The organism is Ancylobacter radicis, from assembly GCF_018449475.1.
Lineage (GTDB): Bacteria > Pseudomonadota > Alphaproteobacteria > Rhizobiales > Xanthobacteraceae > Ancylobacter > Ancylobacter radicis.
Genome location: NZ_JAHCQH010000015.1, coordinates 168,396 through 188,896 on the forward strand (window position 1 = coordinate 168,396; position 20,501 = coordinate 188,896).

Genomic DNA, 20,501 nt, shown 5'->3' on the forward strand with positions numbered 1-20,501 from the left:
GCGTTCAGCGCAGGCGCCGGTCCGGGTCCCAGGCGGATTCCCGCGCGCGGGCGGCTTCTTCCGGCGAGAGGATGCGGTATTCGGCATCGATCACGGTCGGGCCACCGGCACCGGGGCGCTTGCGGCCGCCGAACAGGCGATAGGCCAGCCCCGCAATGGCGATGACGGGAAAGACCACGAGGAAGACGCTCGCCGCCACCAGCGCCAGCGCAATGCCGACAGCCAGCGCCACGGCGACGACCACCGCGACCTGCCACCAGCTGATGCGGCGGACCGTGAAGCGCATGCGGTCGAACGAATCGGTCGGGTTCATCCTTTTGGTCTTTCCTCCTGAGCGGGTCGGCCCGCTTTCCACCGATATGGGGGACGGGCCGCCGACATTCCAGAAGACAGGGTATAGATTCACACCGGGGCCGGAATCGGGCGCCACCGCGATGACCTTGCGGCAGGGCTCGCCACCCCGCCGGAGACAACGACATGATCCTGCGCGACGCAACGGCCGACGACCTGCCCGGCATTCTCGACATCTACAACCATGCGGTGCTCCACTCCACCGCGATCTGGAACGACACGCCGGCCGATCTCGCCAACCGCAGCGCCTGGCTCGCCGACCGCCGGGCGAAATCCTACCCCGTGATCGTCGCCACCGAGGGCGAGACGGTGCTCGGCTATGCCAGCTTCGGCGATTTCCGCCCCTTTGACGGCTTTCGCATCAGCGTCGAGCATTCGGTCTATGTGGCCGAGGCCGCCCGCGGGCACGGCATTGGCGGGCGTCTGGTCGAGGCGCTGTTCGAGCCGGCCCGCGCCATCGGCAAGAAGGTGATGATCGGCGGCATCACCGGCGGCAACGCGCCCTCGCTCGCCCTCCACGCCCGGCTCGGCTTCGTCGAGACCGCGCGCATGCCCGGCATCGGCACCAAGTTCGGGCAGCGGCTCGACCTGGTATTCATGCAGAAGGATCTGTGAACGAAAAAGGGGCGCCACAGGGCGCCCCTTTGAACGATCGGCAGCCCGCAGGGCTCAGTAGCGGTAGTGATCCGGCTTGAACGGCCCCTCGACCGGCACGCCGATGTAATCGGCCTGCTCCGGGCGCAGCTTGGTGAGCTTCACGCCGAGCTTGTCGAGGTGGAGGGCGGCAACCTTCTCGTCCAACACCTTCGGCAGGGTATAGACCTTGTTGTCATACTTGCCGGGGTTGGCCCAGAGGTCGATCTGCGCCAGCGTCTGATTGGAGAAGGAGGACGACATCACGAAGGACGGGTGACCCATGGCGTTGCCGAGGTTCACCAGACGGCCTTCCGACAGCAGGATGATGCGGTTTCCGCTCGGGAACTCGATCTCGTCGACCTGCGGCTTGATGTTGTTCCACTTGAAGTTCTTCAGGCCGGCGACCTGAATCTCGTTGTCGAAATGGCCGATGTTGCAGACGATGGCCCGGTCCTTCATCTGCCGCATGTGCTCGACGGTGATGATGTCCTTGTTGCCGGTCGCGGTGACATAGATGTCGGCGCGCGAGAAGGCGTCCTCGATGGTCGCCACCTCATAGCCTTCCATCGACGCCTGAAGGGCGCAGATCGGATCGACTTCGGAGACGATGACGCGGGCGCCGGCCTGGCGCAGCGAGGCGGCCGAGCCCTTGCCGACATCGCCGAAGCCGGCGACGAAGGCGACCTTGCCGGCCAGCATCACGTCGGTGCCACGGCGGATGGCGTCGACCAGCGATTCGCGGCAGCCATAGAGATTGTCGAACTTCGACTTGGTGACCGAGTCGTTGACGTTGATCGCCGGGAACAGCAGCTTGCCCTGTTCGGCCAGCTTGTAGAGGCGGTGAACGCCCGTGGTGGTCTCTTCCGACACGCCCTTGATCGACTTCGCCACCTGCGCGAACCAGCCCTTCGGCTTTTCGGCCAGCAGCTTCTTGATCAGCGCGAAGAAGATTTCCTCTTCTTCCGAACCGGGCGTTTCGAGGAAGGCGACATCGCCCTGCTCGGCGCGCAGGCCGTAATGGACGAGCATGGTGGCATCACCGCCATCGTCGAGGATCATGTTCGGCACGCCGCCGTCATGCCAGTCGAACAGCTTGGCGGTGAAGTCCCAATATTCCTGCAGCGTCTCGCCCTTGAAGGCGAACACCGGCGTGCCGCCCGCGGCGATGGCGGCGGCGGCGTGGTCCTGCGTCGAGAAGATGTTGCAGGAGACCCAGCGCACATCCGCGCCGAGCGCCTTCAGCGTCTCGATCAGCACGGCGGTCTGGATGGTCATGTGCAGCGAACCGGCGATGCGCGCGCCCTTGAGCGGCTGCGCGGGGCCGTACTCGGCGCGGATGGCCATCAGACCGGGCATCTCGGTCTCCGCGAGTTCGATTTCCTTGCGGCCGAAATCGGCGAGACCGATGTCCTTGACGATGTAGTCGCTGGCGAGGGCCATGAAACTCTTCCTGACGGGTAACGGGTTTAGCAATGCGGTTTACCAGCTACAGCCTGGCATAGCAATAACGACATAAAGATGTCTTTATGTCGCTGCTGATCGCGTCGCTGTGACGGGCCGCGAGCTTAAGGGCGCGCCACGGCGACCGCCATGAGAGACGGTTCCACTTCGGTAGAGGTTTCGGAAAGCGAGGCGCAGCGGATTGCCGGGACGGACGGGCGGGCGCGTGAGCGCGGCTTATTCTTCTTCGCCGAACCGGTCGGCGATGAGGCTCGTCAGCGCCTCCAGCACGGCGACCGCCTCGCGGCCGGAGGCCACAACCTGGATCGTTGTGCCGGGGGCCGCCGCCAGCATCATCAGGCCCATGATGGAGGTGCCGCCAACGGTCTCGCCGCAGCGCGTCACCCGGACATCGGCGTCGAAACGCTCCACGGTCTGCACGAATTTGGCGGAGGCGCGCGCATGCAGGCCGCGACGGTTGACGATGGGCAGTTCGCGCGTGAGGGCGACCGAGGTGTCCATCATTTCCCGGCAAGCACCCGGCTGGCGATGTTGATGTATTTGCGCCCGGCGTCCTGCGCCTGGACCACGGCCTCGGCCATCGGCAGTTCGCCGCGCACCGTGGCGAGCTTGACCAGCATGGGCAGGTTGATCCCGGCCACCACTTCGATCTCGGGCGACGTCATGACCGAGATGGCGAGATTGGACGGCGTGCCGCCGAACATGTCGGTGAGAATCACCACGCCGCCGCCACTGTTCACCACAGCGACCGCATCGACGATATCCTTGCGACGCTGCTCGATGTCATCGTCGGGACCAATGGTAATGGCTTCAAGCTGGGACTGGGGTCCCATGACATGTTCCAGAGCCGAACGGAACTCGCTGGCCAGGCGTCCGTGCGTTACGAGTACGAGACCTATCATTCTGCTCCGCCGCGCCCGCATTACGGCACGAGTGCATGTCTGCGCAGAGGGCACCCGAATGATGAATTCGGATGCACCTCTTTCGTGGGGCGCCCATCATCGTTGCAGCGCACACGAATGGCAAGTGCGTAAGGGCATAACTCGAAGCATATTCGGGTGATGGGCCTAGTCGACACCGGGCTGCGTCAACAGCCGGGCCAGCACCTGCTGCACCGCATCGCCCGGCGCCAGCACCGGCAGCCGGGCCAGTTCCACACCGGAAATCATGCAGCGGCAGGCCTCCGGCTCGGGAAGCCGGGCGGCGTCGGCGGCGGCGAGGTCGACCACGAGCCGCACCGGAACCGCCTCGGCATGGGGCAACCGGCGCACGCCCGCGCCGCGGACCTCGATCAGCCCCGCGAGCGTGTGCGGCGCGGTCGCGAACAGGTCGCCGCCGTTCGGTGTCAGGCTCACCCGGTCATCGGCGACCAGAAGCGTCGGCGGCACGATTCCCGAACCGCCGAGGAGGATCAGGGCAAAGGCCAGATGCGACTTCCCCGCTCCCGACGGCCCCCGGATGAGAACGCCGCGCCCGCCGACGCTGACGCAGGAGGCGTGGATGGTCGCCGCCGCCCCCATCACACGGCCGGCAGGCGCACGATGAAGCGGGCGCCGGCCGACTTGGGCACCGGCGCCGCCTCATCGGGGACTTGGGCGACCGGCTTGCGGGCGCGCGATTTGGGCTTGGCCGCCGCTTTGGCCGCCAGCCGGTTCTCGGCCCAGATGCGACCGCCATGGGCCTCGACGATCTGCTGGGAGATGGACAGGCCGAGACCGGAATTCTGGCCAAAGCCCTGCTCCTCCGGCCGGTCGGTATAGAAACGCTCGAAGATGCGGGAGAGCGCATGCGGGGGAATACCCGGCCCATCATCGTCGACAATGACCTCCACCGCATCCTTCAGCCGGCGGCAGGTGACCCGCACCTCCCCGCCCTGCGGCGAGAAGGAGCGGGCATTGTCGATCAGATTGTTGATGACCTGGCCGAGGCGGGAATCATGACCCGGCACGACAAAGCCGCCGCTTGCTCCGGCCGCGTGCTCGAATCCCAGCTTCACGCTCACCCCATCGCTGCGCACGACATCATTGTGCACGCCGGTCACGGTGTTGAGCAGCCGCGTCAGGTCCACCGGCTCGGCCTCCTGACGCTGGAGTTCGGCGTCGAGGCGCGAGGCATCGGAAATGTCGGTGATGAGGCGATCGAGCCGTCTCACATCATGCTGGATGACCTCCAGCAGCCGGGCGCGCGAACTGTCGGACTTGGCCAGCGGCAGGGTCTCGACCGCCGAGCGCAGCGAGGTGAGCGGGTTCTTCAGCTCATGCGACACATCGGCGGCGAAGCTCTCGATCGCCTCGATGCGGGAATACAGCGCATCCGTCATGTCGCGCAGCGCGCCGGACAAATGCCCGATCTCGTCCGAGCGGCGGGTGAAATCGGGAATCTCGACACGCGAGCGGGTGCGCCGCCGCACTCTTTCGGCGGCATCGGCGAGCTTGCGCACGGGGCCGGCGATGGTGCTGGCGAGCAGCAGCGAGAGCACCACCATCACCGCCATGGCGACGAGGAAGACGCGCACGATGACGAGGCGCTCGGCCGCCACCGCCTCGTCGATCTCGCCGCCCTGGGTGGAGAGCAGCAGCACCCCGAGAATGGCGCGGAAGCGTTGCACCGGCACCGCGACGGAGACGATCACCTGACCGCGGTCATTGACCTGAACGGCGCTCGACTTCTGCCCCTGAAGCGCCGCCACAACAGCAGGGTAGCCCTTGCCATTGTTCGGCCCAAGCTCCTTGTAGAGCGGCAGGTCGCCCCGCTCGAACCACATCTTCAGGCTGTTCCAGCCGCGCTCCATCCAGTTCGGCTTCGGCGCGTTGGGGGCCGACATCTCGAAGCGCAGGATCTCGCCCCGCGAATAGAGCGAGCGCGAATCAACGAGCAGCGAGCCGTCGCGATCATAAATCCGTGCGCGCGTGCCGGTCGGCTCGACGAGGCGCTTCAGCACCGGAGCCACGCGCTCGGGATTGATCGGAAATTCCAGCGGCGCGAAGCCCTCTTCACCCGGGCCGTAGCTCTCGCCGGCCTGAAGTTCCAGCAGGCGCTCGGGGTCGATGCTGATGGCGTTGGTCTCGACCTGCGCCGAGGCGGCGATCGCGCTGGCGATAATTTCGCCTTGCACGAGAAGGCTTTGGACGCGCGCGTCGATGAGGCCGGCGCGGAACTCGGACAGATACAGGATACCCGACACCAGCACGCCCATGCCGGCGAGGTTGAGCAGGACGATGCGGCGCGTGAGGCTCGAAAAGCTCTTGAAGGCGACAAAATTTCGCAGCCGCCCGAACGCACCGAGCAGCCGGGTCAGGCGGCCCAGCTTGGGCGCTCCCTCCTCCGGTGCATCGGCCGCGTCGCGCGGATCCTCGTCCTCGGTCACCGGCCGGGCGGATGCTGGGTCGAGCAAGAAGCCGCTACTCCTTGAAGCGGTAGCCAACGCCGTACAGCGTCTCGATCATCTCGAAATTGTCGTCCGTCACCTTGAACTTCTTGCGAAGCCGCTTGATGTGGCTGTCAATGGTGCGGTCGTCGACATAGACCTGGTCGTCATAGGCCGCATCCATCAGCGCGTTGCGGCTCTTGACCACGCCCGGACGGGTCGCAAGTGCTTGCAAGATCAGAAATTCGGTGACGGTGAGGGTGACGTTCTCGCCCTTCCAGGTGCAGGTATGGCGCTCGGGATCCATGCGCAGCAGGCCGCGTTCCAGCACTTTGGCGCTGTCGGTCTCGCGCGGCATCGTGCCGTCCTTGGGCGCAACACGGCGCAGCACCGCCTTCACCCGCTCGACCAGCAGGCGCTGCGAGAAGGGCTTCTTGATGAAGTCGTCGGCGCCCATTTTCAGGCCGAACAACTCGTCGATTTCATCATCCTTGGAGGTGAGGAAGATCACCGGCATGTCGCTTTTCTGGCGCAGGCGACGCAGCAGTTCCATGCCGTCCATGCGCGGCATCTTGATGTCGAAGATGGCGAGGTCCGGCGGGCTGGTCTTGAAACCGTCAAGCGCCGTCGCCCCATCCGTGTAGGTCTGGATGCGATAACCCTCGGATTCCAGGGCGATCGACACGGATGTGAGAATGTTGCGATCGTCGTCGACGAGAGCGATGGTCGGCATCTGGACACTTTCCTGTTCGGCGGCGGTAAGGGCAGCCTGCGGGTCAACCGTGCCGCCGTGGCCATAATGTGACAGGCAAACTGATTCAACAGAAATAGCGCGTTTCAAGGCACATAGCCAATCGCCCCTGCGAGGAAGGATCCTCATGCCCGCCCTGCAACCTGCCAGCAAGCCCCCCATGCCCCCCAGCACGACGTTCGACGCCCCCGCGGCGACACGCCGGCTGATGCGCGAGGCCCGCTTCGGCGCGCTCGCCACGCTCGACGCCGATGGCGGTCCCTATGCCTCGCTGGTACAGGTGGCGACATTGCCGGACGGCACGCCCATTCTCCTGCTTTCCGATCTGGCGCGGCATACGCGCAATGTCGCGCGAGACCGCCGGGTCTCCCTGCTGGTCGATGAGCGGCGCACCGGCGACGAGCTTCAGGGCGCGCGCGCCGGTTTGATCGGGTGGACAGTCAGGTTAAGTCAGGCCGATGAGGTTGAGATCGCGCGCCGCCGTTTCCTGGCCCGCCACCCCGACGCCGCCGGCTTCGCCGGGTTCGCCGATTTCGCCTTCTACCGGGTGGAGGTGTCGAGCGCCCACCTCGTCGCCGGCTTCGGCCGCATCACCGATGTGACGCGGGACGACCTCATCCTCGACATCTCGGACGCCGGCGAGGTGCTGGCGGCGGAGGAGAGCACGGTCGCCCACATGAATGAGGACCACCGCGACGCGATCGAGCTTTACGCGATGCAGCTCATCGGCACGGGGCCGGGCGACTGGCGGCTGATCGGCATCGATCCGGCCGGCTGCGACCTGATGTCCGGCACCGAGGTCCGCCGGCTGGATTTTCCGCGCCGGGCGACCAATGCGCGGATCATGCGGGAAATTCTGGTGGAACTGGCCGCAAAAGCCCGTGGAGCCCCGGTGGATTCGCCGCAATAGGTAGGGGGATCGGGTCGGCCCTTAACCTATGACCATCGGTTCGGCCCGGTTTCGTCACACAATCGACCCGGAAGATCGGCCAAAACCGCGCGTGGGAGCACCCGGTGCCCCCTGTCTGTCCCGCGTCAGGAGGAGCCGACCTTGCAACAGTCTGGCACGCGTAACGAACAGCATGGCCTTGAGGCCATTGGCCTCGACGGCAGCGGAAAGCTGTTCTGGAACCTTGGCGACGCCGCCCTGTGCGAGCGATCCATCGCCCGCGGCGAGGCGCGCCTGTCCGCCGCCGGGGCGCTGGCCGCCGAAACCGGCGCGCATCGCAGCCCGAACCCGGCCGACCGCTTCATCCTGCGCGAGGAGCGCACGCAGGACAGCGTCGATTGGGACAAGGCGAACGCCCTCACCCGCGACCATTTCGACGCTCTCAAGACCGATTTCCTCGCTTATGCCGGCGCGCGCACCCTGTTCGCGCAGGATCTCGACGCCGGCGACATCCCGGTGCGGGTGCTGACCGAGCATGCCTGGCACGCGCTGGTGATGCGCAATCTGCTCGGCCGGCCGGATGCGGCAGCGATTGCAACCTTTGCCCCCCGCCTCACCGTGATCTGCGTGCCGAGCTTCAAGGCCGAGCCGGAGAAACACGGCGTGCGCTCCGCGACCGTCATCGCCTGCGACCTCGCCGAAGGGCTGGTGTTGATCGGCGGCACGGCGCTGGCGGGCGAGATTCGCGGCGCGGTGCACACCTATCTCGGCCACGCCCTGGCGGCGCGCGGGACGCTGGCGCTGAACGCCGCCGCCACGACCGGGGTCGACGGCAATACCGCCCTGTTCCTCGGCCTGCCCGGCACCGGCAAGACCGCCCTCGCCGACACGCCGGAGCGGGCGCTGGTCGCCGACGGTGTTCTTGGCTGGAGCGCGGACGGCATCCGCGCGCTGGAAGCGGGTTGCTACGCCCGCGCCGAACATGTGACCGCCGCCGGCACGCCGGTGCTGTTCGCCGCGCTCTCGCGCTTCGGTACGGTGCTGGAGAATGTCCCCCTCGATGCCGAGACCCGCCAGCCTCTGATCGAGGGCGAGACCCCGGCCGAGAGCGCCCGCGCCGCCTTCGCGCTCCCCGCACCGGCCACGGCGCGGCCGGAGGGAAGCGGTGTCCATCCGAAGGCGCTGTTCCTGCTGAGCTGCGACACGCTCGGTGTGCTGCCGCCGATCGCCCGGCTGACCCCGGCGCAGGCGATCTATCATTTCCTCTCCGGCTACAGCGCCACCCTGCCCGGCACCGAGGCGGGAATCGAGGAGGCGCAGATCGCCTTCGCCCCCGGCTTCGGCGCCCCCTTCCTGTCCGGCGCCCCGGCGGCCGCCAGCGGCATGCTGCGCGACCTCATCGCCCGCCAGGAGGTCACCTGCTGGCTGGTCAATAGCGGCTGGATCGGCGGCAAGGCCGGCACGGGCCGGCGGGTGCCGGTGGAGACGACGCGCGCGCTGGTCGGCGCCGCGCTCGACGGCACGCTGGACGCGGGCGAATGGCGCACCGACCCGCATTTCGGCGTCGAGGTACCCAAGGCGGTGGAGGGCGTCGATGCCCGCCTGCTCGACCCGGCGCGGAGCTGGGCGAGCCGGATGGACTACGCCAAGACCGCCCGGCAGCTCGTCTCCCATTTCAGCCGCCATTTCGCGCGGTTCGAGAGCCTGGTCGATGACGAGGTGCGCGGCGCCCAGCCCAGTCTGGCGATCGCCGCCGAGTAGTGGCAGCATGGGGCCTCCAAGCGACGGAGGCCCTGTCATGCGCCGTGCCGGAACCGCTCTCGTCCTGACCGCCCTTTTCGGCATCCTGCCGGCCACAGCCGAGGCGGGGACGGCGACGGTGACCTTCGTCGCGCCCGAAACCTACAGGGACGGCAATCTCGGCTGGGGGCCGGTGGACCAGCGCCTCACGCTGGAGGGCCTCACCCGCATCCTCCAGCGCCTCGCCGCCGCCCGCCTGCCGGCCGGCGACACGCTGGAGGTGTCGGTCCGCGACATCGACCTCGCGGGCGCCATCAACCCGCTCGCCTCCCGCACCGGCACGCTGCGGGTGATGCGGCAGGACACCTGGCCCTCGATCACGCTCACCTACACGCTGCGCCGGAACGGGCGGGTGATGGCGCGCGGTGAAGAGACCGTGCGGGCGATGAATTATCTGATGGACCCGGTGGCGGTCCGCTCGGTCGAGCCGCTGCGTTTCGAGACGGCGCTGCTGAGCAAATGGCTGACGACCACCCTGCGCCCCTATCTGGCGACACAGGCGCAGGGCTGAGGGCCGGCCGACCGGCTCAGAGGAAATAGAGCCAGGTCAGCAGGGCGAAGCAGGGCAGCAGGAAGATGCCCGACCAGGCCATGTAGCCGAAGAAGCTCGGCATCGCGACGCCTCGACTCTTGGCGATGGCCAGCACCATGAAGTTCGGCGCGTTGCCGATATAGGTGAGCGCGCCCATGAACACCGCGCCGGCCGAGATCGCCTCCAGCGTCACCGCGTATTTCGTCATGAGGGACTGCGGGTCGCCACCGGCGAGATTGAAGAACACCAGATAGGTCGGCGCGTTGTCGAGGAAGCCGGACAGCAGGCCGGTCATCCAGAAATAGCCGGCATTGACCGGCTCGCCCGCCGAATCGGTGACGAGGGCGACCAGCGGGGCCAGCGCGCCGTTCGAGCCGGCCTTGAGGATCGCGATCACCGGGATGATGGTGAGGAAGATGGCGGCGAACAGCTTGGCCACTTCGCGGATCGGCTCCCAGTCGAAGCCGTTGCGCTCGCGGATGAAGGCGGGCGTGATCCAGATCGACACGCCGGCCAGCACGAGAAGCGAGATGTCGCGCACCACCGAGGGCAGCGGCACATGGGTGCCGAACACGTCGAACTCGATGCCGGGCTTCCACAGCGCGCTCATCAGAATGGCCGCGATCACGCCGCCGAGCAGCGGGATGTTGCGCTTGCCGCGCAGGCCGAGGCTCTCCGTCTCCGGGGTCGGGTCGGCCTTGGGCGGCAGCCTGTCCTCGCGCGAATAGAAATAGCGGTCGAGCAGATAGAACACGACCAGCAGGATCGCCCCGATCACCGCCGTGTCGTGGAACAGGTGCTTGGTGGTCCAGAAGAAGTCGACGCCCTTGAGGAAGCCGAGGAACAGCGGCGGATCGCCGAGCGGGGTGAGCGAACCGCCAATGTTCGACACCAGGAAGATGAAGAACACCACCGTGTGCACATTGTAGCGCCGGTCGTCATTGGCGCGCAGCAGCGGGCGGATCAGCACCATGGAGGCGCCGGTGGTGCCGATGACGCTCGCCAGCAGCGTGCCGATGGCCAGCAGGCTGGTGTTCACCCCCGGGCTGCCGCGCAGATTGCCGGTGAGCAGGATGCCGCCGGAAATGGTGAACAGCGAGAACAGCAGGGTGATGAAGGGGATGTATTCGAGCGTCGCCGCGTGCACGACCTCGTAGATCGTCAGCCCGGCGCCATAGACCGCGACGAAGGGCACGAGGAAAGCAAGCGCCCAGAACAGCGCCACCTTGCCGTAATGATGGTGCCAGAAATGGCCGGCCAGCAGCGGCATGATGGCGATGGAGAGCAGCATGCCGAGAAACGGAATGCCCCAGAGCAGCGGCAGGGTCGCCCCCTCGATCCCGGCGCCCGGCGCGGCCTGGGCGGGAATGGCGGCGCAGCACAAGAGCAGCGCGGAGGCGAACAAGGCGGCGGTGGCGGCGGCTTTCGTCGTCGGCATCGGTGTTCCCTACGGCTCGATGAGGTGGCCCCCCGGTTAGCAACCCCCTCCCCCGGTGTCGAGCAAAACCGGATTTGCCTGCTGCCGATGTGATCGCGATTGGGGCTCCCACTGAGCCGTGGCGCGGGTTCCGCGCCGGACTCGCACGCACGTGGTGCGGGTTTGGCGCGGGCTTGGCGCCGATGGCCGCGCTGCGCTAGACAGGGCGGTCGCCGTGCCGCCGCACGGCCGTGAGGTTTGCATGTCCCGCGCCGTTGCCGGTCCCGAGATCGAACGCCTGATCCAGCTGCTCGCCCGCGTGCCCGGCCTCGGCCCGCGCTCGGCCCGGCGCGCCGCGCTCCAGCTCATCAAGAAGCGCGAGCAGTTGATGAGCCCGCTCGCCGGGGCGATGCAGGAGGTGCTCGGCAAGATCAGCACCTGCCGGGTCTGCGGCAATCTCGATGTGCGCGATCCCTGCTCGGTCTGCACCGACGCGACGCGCGACCCGACGCTGCTGATCGTCGTCGCCGACGTGGCGGATCTGTGGGCGCTGGAGCGGGCCGGCGCGCTCAATGCCCGCTACCATGTGCTGGGCGGCACGCTCTCCCCGCTCGACGGCATCGGCCCGGACGATCTGAACATCCCCGCGCTCATCGCGCGCGCCCAGGACGAGGCCGTCGGCGAGGTGCTGCTGGCGCTGGGGGCGACGGTGGATGGCCAGACCACCGCCCATTACATCACCGAATTGCTGCGCGAGAGCGGGGTGAAGGTGACCCGCCTCGCCCATGGCGTGCCGGTGGGCGGCGAGCTGGACTATCTCGACGAGGGCACGCTGTCGGCGGCGATCCGCTCGCGCACCAGCCTTTAACCGGTCGCGGCCAGCGTGCGGAAATGCCCGCGCGCCTGGAGATAGGCCAGCAGGACGAGGCTCGGCACGGCGGCGATCAGCGAGCCGGCGAAGAACCAGAACCAGCCGAGTTCGGTCGCGACATAGCCGGCCGAGGCGGCGAGATAGGTCCGCCCGGTCGCCGCCAGCGCGGTCAGCAGCGCGTATTGCGTCGCGGTGTGCAGCGGGTTGCGGCACAGGCCCGAGAGATAGGCGACGAAGATCACCGTGCCGATGGCGCCGGTGAAATTCTCCGCCACGATGGCGATGGACAGGGCGGTGTAGTCGTGCCCCTGCGTCGCCAGCCAGGCGAAGGACAGGTTCGAGCCGCTCTGCAGGATGGCGCCGATCCACAGCATGGTGGGAAGCGGCAGGGTCCGCGCCGCCATGCCGCCGACAATGCCGCCGACCAGCGTCGCGCCGAGGCCGAGGCCCTTCACAATGGTCGCGTAATCCGTGCGGGTGAAGCCGAGATCAATGACGAAGGGCGCGGTCATGGCGCCGGCAAAGGCGTCGCAGAATTTGTAGAGCACCACGAAGGCGAGGATGGCGATGGCGAGCGGCTGGCCGAGAAACTCGGTGAAGGCGCTGATCGCCGCGCGCAGCACCCGCTTCACCGGGGATTCCGCCGCCTGCGCCGCCGTCTCGCGCCCGGCCGGCGGGGTGGGCTCGCCCGAACAGAGCGTGGTGATGAGGCCGATGCCGACGCAGCCGGCCATGGCGAGATAGCCCCAGCGCCAGGCGGCCGCCGCGTCGAGGCCGAACCCGTCCTGGATGAAGGTGACAAGGAACAGCGCCCCGGCGGTCGAGACCAGCATGCCGACCCGGTAGGCGAAGACATAGGCGGCCATGCCGGCAGCCTGTTCGGACAGGTCGAGGCGCTCGACGCGGTAGGCGTCGATCACGATGTCCTGCGTCGCCGAGGCGGCGGCAACCAGCAGCGCGGCGAGCGCGACCAGCCATGGCGCGGTGCGCGGATCGACGCTCGCCAGCAGGCAGATGGCGCCGGCGAGCAGCAACTGGGCGAACACCATCCAGCCCCGGCGGCGCCCGAGCCAGCGCGACAGCAGCGGAACGGGCAGCGCGTCGACCACGGGGGCCCAGAGGAACTTGATCGCGTAGGGCGTGCCGACCAGCGCGAACAGGCCGATGGTGGTGAGATCGACCCCCGCCTCGCGCATCCAGATCAGCAGCGTCGAGCCCGACAGCGCCAGCGGCAGGCCGGAGGAGAAACCCAGCAGCAGGATGGCGATGACGCGCGGGCGCAGATAGACGGCGAGGCCGGCGAGGAAGCCCTTCTCACGCGGGTCGGCGGCCAGGGGAGGGCCGGCCTGTTGGCGGGCAGCGTCGGTCATGGCGGGGCGCATCCGTCGAACAGCCCGATTCGCCTCGGGCAGCAAATGTCTAGCGCGGACGCGAAAACCTGTCGCGGACGGCGGGAACAGGGGGCGCGCTCAGGCGCCGGGCGCGATGCCAGAAACAAGCGCCCGAATCAGACGCCCGTCGGGGTGGATGGGGACGGTGTCTCGCCCTTGGCCGTCACCGGGATGACGTCGACCGCGACGGAGAGCTTCTGCCGGCCGGAGCCGAGCAGCACGCCGCCGATCGGCGCCACGTCGGAATAATCGCGCCCCACCGCCAGCACGACATGATCGGTGGAAACGCGCAGCGCGTTGGTCGGATCGAGCCCGACCCAGCCAATGGCCGCCCCGCACCACACCGCGACCCAGGCATGGGTGGCATCCGCGCCCTGCAGGCGCTCCTTGCCCGGCGGCGGCTCGGTGCGCAGGAAGCCGGAGACATAGGCCGCCGGCAGGCCAAGCCCGCGCAGGCCGGCGATCATGATATGGGCGAAGTCCTGACAGACGCCGCGCCGGATGGTGAAGGCCTCCAGCGCCGGGGTGGTCACCTCGGTGGCGCGGGAATCGTAGGTGAATTCCTCATGCAGCCGGTGCATCAGGTCGATGGCGCCGGCGATCATCGCCCGGCCGGCCGGGAAACTCGCCGCCGCCCAGTCGGTGATCGGCGCGCTGAGCGGCACGATGTGGCTGGGAAAGACATAATGCACCGGCGAGGCGGGCGACATGTCGAGCGTCGCCGCGACCGCCTCGCGAACCGCCTCCCAGCCCGGCGCGGTGTCGGCGTCCCAGTCCGGGGAAGGCTGCACCTCGACCCGCGCACGGGTGCGCACCCGGAATTCGGTGTGCGGCGTCTCGATGCGGATATGCACCACCTGATTGCCGAAGAAGTCGCGCGTCTCGGTCCATTCCACCGGTTCGGGCTCGACGCTGAAATGACTGGCCACGACGCGCTGGCCGGGACGGTCGACCGGCACCATGCGCACCACATGGCGCGCCACCGGCACCGCGAAGGCGTAGGAATAGGCGGTGGTCTGGTGGATGTCGTAGAACATGCCCGCCCCCTTACGCCAACAGGTCCCAGGGTGTCTCGACCGGCAGGCGGTGAATGAAATACCGCTCGGCCACCTCGTCGGACAGCTCCATCAGATGGGCCTCGACCTCGCGCAGCCGCTCATCGTCGAACTCGATGGCGTCGAACGCCTTCATCGAGGCGGCAAGGCGCGCGGCCAGGCGCTCCTCGGGCGGGGGCGGCTCGTCGCCGATATGGCCGGGCAGCTGGTCGAGATGGGCCATGATGGCGTCGATCTGATAGGCCAGCGAGCGCGGATTGACCGGCTCCAGCAGCACCAGATCGAGCACCGGCGCGCGGCTTTCCACCATCACATAGCGCGAGCGATAGGTGATCTGGCTGTCGCAGAGCTCCAGCAGCACGTCGAGCGTGCCGGCGGTCGGCGCCTCGCCGACCAGCGCGCGGGCAAAGCGGCAGGTGGCGATGGCGCGCTCGATGCGGCGGCCGAGATCGAGAAAACGCCAGCCGGCCAGCCGGTTCATGTTCTCCGAGGCAAGGCCGGAGAAGGCGGCGAGCGCGCGCAGCGCCCGGTCGGTGCGCTCATAGGTGTCCGGCTCGGCGGTGGAGACCGGCTCAGTCATCATCAGGGACAGATCGGCCAGGGTGCGCCACGCATCCGGGGAGAGGCGGTCGCGGATGACCGAGGCCGCCTGACGGGCGGATTCGATGAGGTTCGGCACGGCGCCGGGCAGATCGCGCCGGGTGAGCGCGGCCAGCGCGTGGCGCGCCGGGCGGATGCGGGCCAGATCGGCCGGCACCGCGCCCCAATATTGCAGCAGCCCCATCAGCTTGGCGACCGACGAGCCGCCGCCCTCGGCGGAGGAGGACAGGCGCCCGACCAGCGTGCGCAGCAGGCGCAGCGTCATCTCGGCGCGCTCCACATAGCGCCCGAGCCAGAAGAAATTATCCGCCGCCCGGCTGGGCAGCGGCCCGGTCTGGCGCTTGATCTCCACCCGGTCGACCATCGGCAGCAGCGTGGTCTGCTCGACCGGGCTGTCGTCGAGCACCCAGACATCGGCCGAGCGCCCGCCGCCCTGCATGGTGACGGCGCGGGCATCGAGGCTGTCCGAGACACGGCAGAAGCCGCCCGGCATCACCTTCCAGCCATTCTCCGTCGCCGCCGCGAAGATGCGCAGGATGAAGGGGCGCGGCTCCAGCTTGCCATTGTGCCAGACCGGCATGGTGGACAGGCGCGCCGCCTCCTGCCCGACAAAGTCGACGCCGCGGGTGCGGATGGCCGCCTCCAGCGCCGCGCGGGCCTCCCGGTTGAGATCGGCGCCGATCACCGAGCCCTTGTCGAGCAGGCCCGGCAGGGTGCGCTGGAAGGCCGGCGAGAGGACGAGATCGTCGAGCCCAGCGATGACCCGGCGGCGCTCGGCCTCCTGCCCGCACCACCAGGTGGCGACATTGGGCATCAGCAGGTTCTCGCCCAGCACGCGCGGGCCGAGGCGCGGCAGGAAGCCCATCAGCGCGGGCGCTTCCAGCACGCCGGCGCCCACCGCATTGGCCACCGCCACGCCGCCCGAACGGATCGCCTGGACGAGGCCGGGAATGCCGAGCCGCGAGCGCGGGTTGAGCTCCAGCGGGTCGGTATAGTCGGAATCGAGCCGGCGCAGCAGCACGTCGACGCGCTTCAGCCCGGCCACGGTGCGGACATAGACGAGGTTGTCGCGCACCGTCAGATCCTCGCCCTCCAGCAGCACGAAGCCGAGATAGCGGGCGAGATAGGCGTGTTCGAAATAGGTCTCGTTGAGCGGGCCGGGGGTGAGCAGCCCCACCCGGCCCTCGCCGGAGCGGTCGAGCCGGGTCAGCCCCGCCCGCATCGCCTGGAAATAGCCGGCGAGCCTGACGACGTTGAGCGAGCGGGACAGGTCCGGCAAAGCGCGCGAGATGGCGATGCGGTTCTCCAGCGCATAGCCCGCGCCCGAGGGCGACTGGGTACGGTCGGAGATCACCCACCAGCGCCCGTCCGGCCCGCGGCCGATGTCGACGGCATAGATGCGCAGGAAGCTGCCGCCATGGGGATCGACGCCGACCAGCGGGCGCAGGAAATCGGGGCTGCCGGCAATGGCCGCCGCCGGCAGCGCGCCGGCGCGCACCAGATTGCCGGGACCGTAGATGTCGCTGAGCACGCCCTCCAGAAGCTGCGCGCGCTGGATGATGCCGCGCTCGATGGCCCGCCATTCGGTCGCGTCGATGACCAGCGGCAGATGCGAGATCGGCCAGGGCCGCTCGCCGCCATTGGGATCGTCATAGACGCGGTAGAACACGCCGGAGCGGTAGAGATGGCGGTCGGCGGCCTGAAAGCGGCGATTGACCTCTTCGACGCCCATCTCCGCCAGCGCCGCCAGCAGCGCGTGCCAATGCGCGCGCGGGTGCCCCTCGGCATCGACGAGCTCGTCGTGGACGCCGGGAAGCGGCTGGTATCCCGCCAGCAGCGCGTCGACCGCCTCCTCCTGGAAGCGGCGCGTGAGCGCCTGCGGGTCACTGCGTCTGGGCATGGGCTCCTCTATGCGCGCGCAAGCTTGCTTGAGGCAAGCCGGCGGCGCTGATGGCGCACCGCTTCACCACAGAAAGACGGGCCGGCAGGCCGGCGGGGATCTCCCCCGCCCTCACTGCCGGGGTGGGCGCCGCAGATCGAGCGTGGTCGGGAATTCGCCCGACGGCTCCTCCGGCGGCACGAACATATAGCCGGGCGTGTGGCCGAAATCCTGGAAACGCGCGAGCCGGCGGGCCTGCGCCTCATAGGAATTGACCGGGAACGTATCGTAATTGCGTCCGCCCGGATGCGCCACATGATAGACGCAGCCGCCGAGCGAGCGGTTCGACCACAGATCGACGATGTCGAAGGTCAGTGGGGCATGGACCGGAATGGTCGGGTGCAGGCCGGAGGCCGGCTGCCAGGCCTTGAAGCGCACGCCCGCGACATATTCGCCGAACCGTCCGGTCGGCATCAGCGGCAGGCGGCGGCCATTGCAGGTCACGATGTGGCGGACCGGGTTCAGCCCCTCCATCCGGGCCTGCAGGCGCTCGACCGAGGAATCGACGAACCGCACCGTGCCGCCGACCGCCCCCTCCTCGCCCAGCACATGCCAGGGCTCCAGCGCCTGCCGCAGCTCGAGCGACACGCCGCCATGCTCGACCTGCCCGAAATAGGGGAAGCGGAACTCGCGCTGCGCCTCGAACCACATCGGGTCGATGCGATAGCCGGCGCGGCCGAGGTCGTGCAGCACGTCCATGAAATCGGCCCAGACGAAGTGCGGCAGCATGAAGCGGTCGGCCAGCGCCGTGCCCCAGCGCACCAGCGGGCCTTCCTGCGGCTCGCGCCAGAACCAGGCGATGAGCGCGCGCAGCAGAAGCTGCTGGGCCAGACTCATGCGCCAGTCCGGCGGCATCTCGAAGGAGCGGAACTCGACAAGGCCGAGGCGCCCGGTCGGCCCGTCCGGGGAGAACAGCTTGTCGATGCAGATTTCCGAGCGATGGGTGTTGCCCGTCACATCGGTCAGCAGGTTGCGGAACAGCCGGTCGACCAGCCAGGGCGGCGGGGTCGGTCCCTTGCCCGGATTGGGCACCTGGGACATGGCGATTTCCAGCTCATAGAGCGAATCGTGGCGCGCCTCGTCGATGCGCGGCGCCTGGCTGGTCGGGCCGATGAACAGGCCGGAGAACATGTAGGACAGCGAGGGGTGGCGCTGCCAGTAGGTGACGAGGCTCTTGAGCAGGTCCGGCCGGCGCAGGAACGGGCTGTCCGCCGGGGTGGCGCCGCCGACCACCACATGGTTGCCGCCGCCGGTGCCGGTGTGGCGCCCGTCGACCATGAACTTCTCGGTGCCGAGGCGCGAGAGCCGGGCCTCCTCATAGAGATCGCGGGTGATCTCGACGCAGGTCTTCCAGTTGGCGGCCGGATGGACGTTCACCTCGATCACGCCCGGATCGGGCGCGACGCGGATGACGTTGAGGCGCGGGTCGACCGGGGGCGTGTAGCCCTCGATATGCACGGGCATCTTGAGCTCGGTCGCCGTCACCTCGACGGCGGCGAGAAGCTCCAGATAATCCTCCAGCCGCTCGGTCGGCGGCATGAACACGCACAGCCGCCCGTCGCGCGGCTCGATCGATATGGCGGTGCGCACCGAGCCGGTGCCGGTGAGCACCTGATGGATCTTGTCCTGCTGGCCCTCATCGGTCGCGGTGCGGCGGTAGAGCTGGTGCAGCGTCTCGGCATCCGGCAGATCGCCGGAGATCGCCATCGGGTCGGCGGGATGAACGTAAGGGTAAGCCGCCGGCGGCACCCAGGGCAGGCTGGCGAGCGGCAGGCGGAAACCGACCGGGCTGTCCCCCGGCACGAGGAACAGCTTACCCCTGCGGAAGCTCCACTTCTCGCTGACCCAGCCGCGCACGGAGCGGGCCTGCCAGCGTTGCACGGGCAGCACATAGCCGGTGGGACGGCCGAGGCCGCGCTCGAAGATGCGGGCGATGCGCGAGCGCTCCTCCGGGTCGTCGAGCCTCGACTCCTGCGTGGTGACATTCTCCGGCAGGTCGCCCTCTTTCAGGATCCAGTGGCCGGGATCCTCATAGGCGGGCTCGACATAGACCGGATCGAGGCCCAGCCGGGTGGCGAGGTTCTCGGTGAAGCCATGCGCCTGATCGACGGTGGCGCCGGTGACGTTCTCGGTGGCGACGAGGGTCGGATCGCGCCAGATCGGCTTGCCGTCCTTGCGCCAGTAGAGCGAGAAGGTCCAGCGCGGCAGGCTCTCGCCGGGATACCACTTGCCCTGGCCGTAATGCAGCATGCCGCCGGGCGCGAAACGCTTGCGCAGGCGCCGGATCAGGTCGTCGGCGCGCATCCGCTTGGTGGGGCCGACGGCCGAGGTGTTCCACTCGGCGCCCTGATAATCATCGATCGAGATGAAGGTCGGCTCGCCGCCCATGGTCAGGCGCACATCCTGCGCCGCCAGATCCGCATCCACCCGGTCGCCGAGCGCGTCGAGCGCCGTCCAGGCCTCGTCCGAGAAGGGCAGCGTGACGCGCGGCTTCTCGGCGACGCGCGTCACGCGCATGTCGAACTCGAAGCTGGTCTGGGTGCCCTCCGGCGCCGTGTAGCCGCCGGTGATGGCGGCGGCGGAGACGTAGTTCGGCGTGGCGCAGAGCGGCAGATGGCTCTCGCCGCACAGCAGGCCGGAGGTGGGATCGAGGCCGATCCAGCCGGCGCCGGGCAGATAGACCTCGCACCAGGCATGAAGATCGGTGAAATCGACGTCGGTGCCGGTGGGCCCGTCCAGCGCCTTCACATCGGGGCGGAGCTGGATCAGATAGCCGGAGACGAAACGGGCGGCGAGGCCGAGCCGGCGCAGGATCTGCACCAGAAGCCAGCCGGAATCGCGGCACGAGCCGGCGGCGAGCGCCAGCGTCTCGTCCGGCGTCTGGACGCCCGGCTCCATGCGGATGAGATAGCCGACGCGCTGCTGGAGCTGGCGGTTCAGCTCGACCAGGAAATCGACCGTCGGCTCCCCGCCCTTGGGACGCACCTGCGCGACATAGTCGTCCAGCAGCGCCCCGCCCTCTTCCAGTTCGAGATAGGGGATGAGTTCCTTGGCGAGCGCCGGCGGATAGGCGAAGGGCAGCTTGTCGGCGAATTCCTCGACGAAGAAGTCGAACGGATTATAGACCGTCATGTCCGCGATCAGGTCGACCTCGACGCGGAACTCGGTGGCCGGTTCCGGGAAGACGAAGCGGGCCATCCAGTTCCCGAACGGGTCCTGCTGCCAGTTCACGAAATGATTGGAGGGCGTGACCTTGAGCGAATAGCTCTTTACCGGGGTCCGGCAATGGGGTGCCGGGCGCAGCCGGATGATCTGGGGGCCGAGCTGGACCGGCCGGTCATATTTGTAGGCCGTGACGTGATGCAGGCTGGCGAAGATTGTCATAGGCACCCAATTGGACAGCGGACCCGCACACGGCGCTTGACCGGCGCGCAGGCGCCG

The 20,501-nt window shown here is 68.4% G+C and carries 17 protein-coding genes; 5 read left to right on the forward strand and 12 right to left on the reverse strand.

Annotated features, from left to right (window positions below; all coding sequences use genetic code 11):
* Positions 1-4 precede the first annotated feature (4 nt).
* The gene (locus KIP89_RS06915) at positions 5-313 is read right to left on the reverse strand and encodes a hypothetical protein (RefSeq protein WP_213754678.1); all 309 of its coding nucleotides are present in this window, start codon (positions 311-313) and stop codon (positions 5-7) included.
* 164 nt (positions 314-477) lie between these two features.
* Here KIP89_RS06915 and KIP89_RS06920 point away from each other — a divergent pair, with 164 nt between their 5' ends.
* Positions 478-966: a GNAT family N-acetyltransferase gene (locus KIP89_RS06920; RefSeq protein ID WP_213754679.1), complete on the forward strand. Its 489-nt coding sequence runs from the start codon at positions 478-480 to the stop codon at positions 964-966.
* Between the two features lie 54 nt (positions 967-1,020).
* On the opposite strand, the gene ahcY is transcribed toward KIP89_RS06920, so the two are convergent.
* From ahcY to KIP89_RS06950, 6 genes are all read right to left on the reverse strand, one after another.
* Positions 1,021-2,427, reverse strand: a complete 1,407-nt coding sequence (ahcY, locus tag KIP89_RS06925; RefSeq protein ID WP_213754680.1) for an adenosylhomocysteinase — start codon at positions 2,425-2,427, stop codon at positions 1,021-1,023.
* A gap of 237 nt (positions 2,428-2,664) precedes the next feature.
* The gene (locus KIP89_RS06930; RefSeq protein WP_213754681.1) at positions 2,665-2,952 is read right to left on the reverse strand and encodes an HPr family phosphocarrier protein; all 288 of its coding nucleotides are present in this window, start codon (positions 2,950-2,952) and stop codon (positions 2,665-2,667) included.
* Positions 2,949-3,350 carry a PTS sugar transporter subunit IIA gene (locus tag KIP89_RS06935; protein WP_213754682.1) on the reverse strand — a complete coding sequence of 134 codons (402 nt, stop codon included), beginning with the start codon at positions 3,348-3,350 and terminating at the stop codon, positions 2,949-2,951. The genes KIP89_RS06930 and KIP89_RS06935 overlap by 4 nt, the downstream gene beginning before the upstream one ends.
* A gap of 165 nt (positions 3,351-3,515) precedes the next feature.
* Complete coding sequence (locus KIP89_RS06940) at positions 3,516-3,968, reverse strand: HPr kinase/phosphorylase (RefSeq protein WP_213754683.1); 453 nt, start codon at positions 3,966-3,968, stop codon at positions 3,516-3,518.
* A complete protein-coding gene (locus tag KIP89_RS06945) occupies positions 3,968-5,842 on the reverse strand; it encodes a sensor histidine kinase (protein ID WP_369807066.1) in 1,875 nt (624 codons plus the stop codon). The genes KIP89_RS06940 and KIP89_RS06945 overlap by 1 nt, the downstream gene beginning before the upstream one ends.
* Positions 5,843-5,849: 7 nt before the next feature.
* Complete coding sequence (locus tag KIP89_RS06950) at positions 5,850-6,548, reverse strand: response regulator transcription factor (protein ID WP_213754684.1); 699 nt, start codon at positions 6,546-6,548, stop codon at positions 5,850-5,852.
* 178 nt (positions 6,549-6,726) lie between these two features.
* On the opposite strand from KIP89_RS06950, the gene KIP89_RS06955 reads away from it, so the two are divergent.
* The 3 genes from KIP89_RS06955 (at position 6,727) to KIP89_RS06965 (ending at position 9,766) form a co-directional block, all read left to right on the forward strand.
* Positions 6,727-7,476, forward strand: coding sequence for a HugZ family pyridoxamine 5'-phosphate oxidase (locus KIP89_RS06955; RefSeq protein ID WP_213754685.1), 750 nt, complete (start codon positions 6,727-6,729; stop codon positions 7,474-7,476).
* Between the two features lie 141 nt (positions 7,477-7,617).
* The gene (locus KIP89_RS06960) at positions 7,618-9,216 is read left to right on the forward strand and encodes a phosphoenolpyruvate carboxykinase (ATP) (protein ID WP_213754686.1); all 1,599 of its coding nucleotides are present in this window, start codon (positions 7,618-7,620) and stop codon (positions 9,214-9,216) included.
* 37 nt (positions 9,217-9,253) lie between these two features.
* Entirely contained in the window at positions 9,254-9,766 is a 513-nt protein-coding gene (locus KIP89_RS06965; RefSeq protein ID WP_213754687.1) for a DUF3016 domain-containing protein, read from the forward strand.
* A gap of 16 nt (positions 9,767-9,782) precedes the next feature.
* On the opposite strand, the gene KIP89_RS06970 is transcribed toward KIP89_RS06965, so the two are convergent.
* Positions 9,783-11,225 carry a sodium:proton antiporter gene (locus KIP89_RS06970; protein ID WP_213754688.1) on the reverse strand — a complete coding sequence of 481 codons (1,443 nt, stop codon included), beginning with the start codon at positions 11,223-11,225 and terminating at the stop codon, positions 9,783-9,785.
* 241 nt (positions 11,226-11,466) lie between these two features.
* Here KIP89_RS06970 and recR point away from each other — a divergent pair, with 241 nt between their 5' ends.
* Positions 11,467-12,072 carry a recombination mediator RecR gene (gene recR, locus KIP89_RS06975; RefSeq protein ID WP_213754689.1) on the forward strand — a complete coding sequence of 202 codons (606 nt, stop codon included), beginning with the start codon at positions 11,467-11,469 and terminating at the stop codon, positions 12,070-12,072.
* Here recR and KIP89_RS06980 read toward each other — a convergent pair.
* From KIP89_RS06980 to KIP89_RS06995, 4 genes are all read right to left on the reverse strand, one after another.
* Complete coding sequence (locus KIP89_RS06980; RefSeq protein ID WP_213754690.1) at positions 12,069-13,445, reverse strand: AmpG family muropeptide MFS transporter; 1,377 nt, start codon at positions 13,443-13,445, stop codon at positions 12,069-12,071. The two genes, recR and KIP89_RS06980, sit on opposite strands and share 4 nt — an antisense overlap.
* Positions 13,446-13,582: 137 nt before the next feature.
* Positions 13,583-14,503 (reverse strand): transglutaminase family protein, encoded by a 921-nt coding sequence (locus KIP89_RS06985; protein WP_213754691.1) that lies wholly within the window; start codon positions 14,501-14,503, stop codon positions 13,583-13,585.
* A gap of 10 nt (positions 14,504-14,513) precedes the next feature.
* Positions 14,514-17,021 carry a circularly permuted type 2 ATP-grasp protein gene (locus KIP89_RS06990; RefSeq protein WP_213754692.1) on the reverse strand — a complete coding sequence of 836 codons (2,508 nt, stop codon included), beginning with the start codon at positions 17,019-17,021 and terminating at the stop codon, positions 14,514-14,516.
* 111 nt (positions 17,022-17,132) lie between these two features.
* Entirely contained in the window at positions 17,133-20,444 is a 3,312-nt protein-coding gene (locus KIP89_RS06995) for a transglutaminase family protein (RefSeq protein WP_213754693.1), read from the reverse strand.
* Positions 20,445-20,501 lie beyond the last annotated feature (57 nt).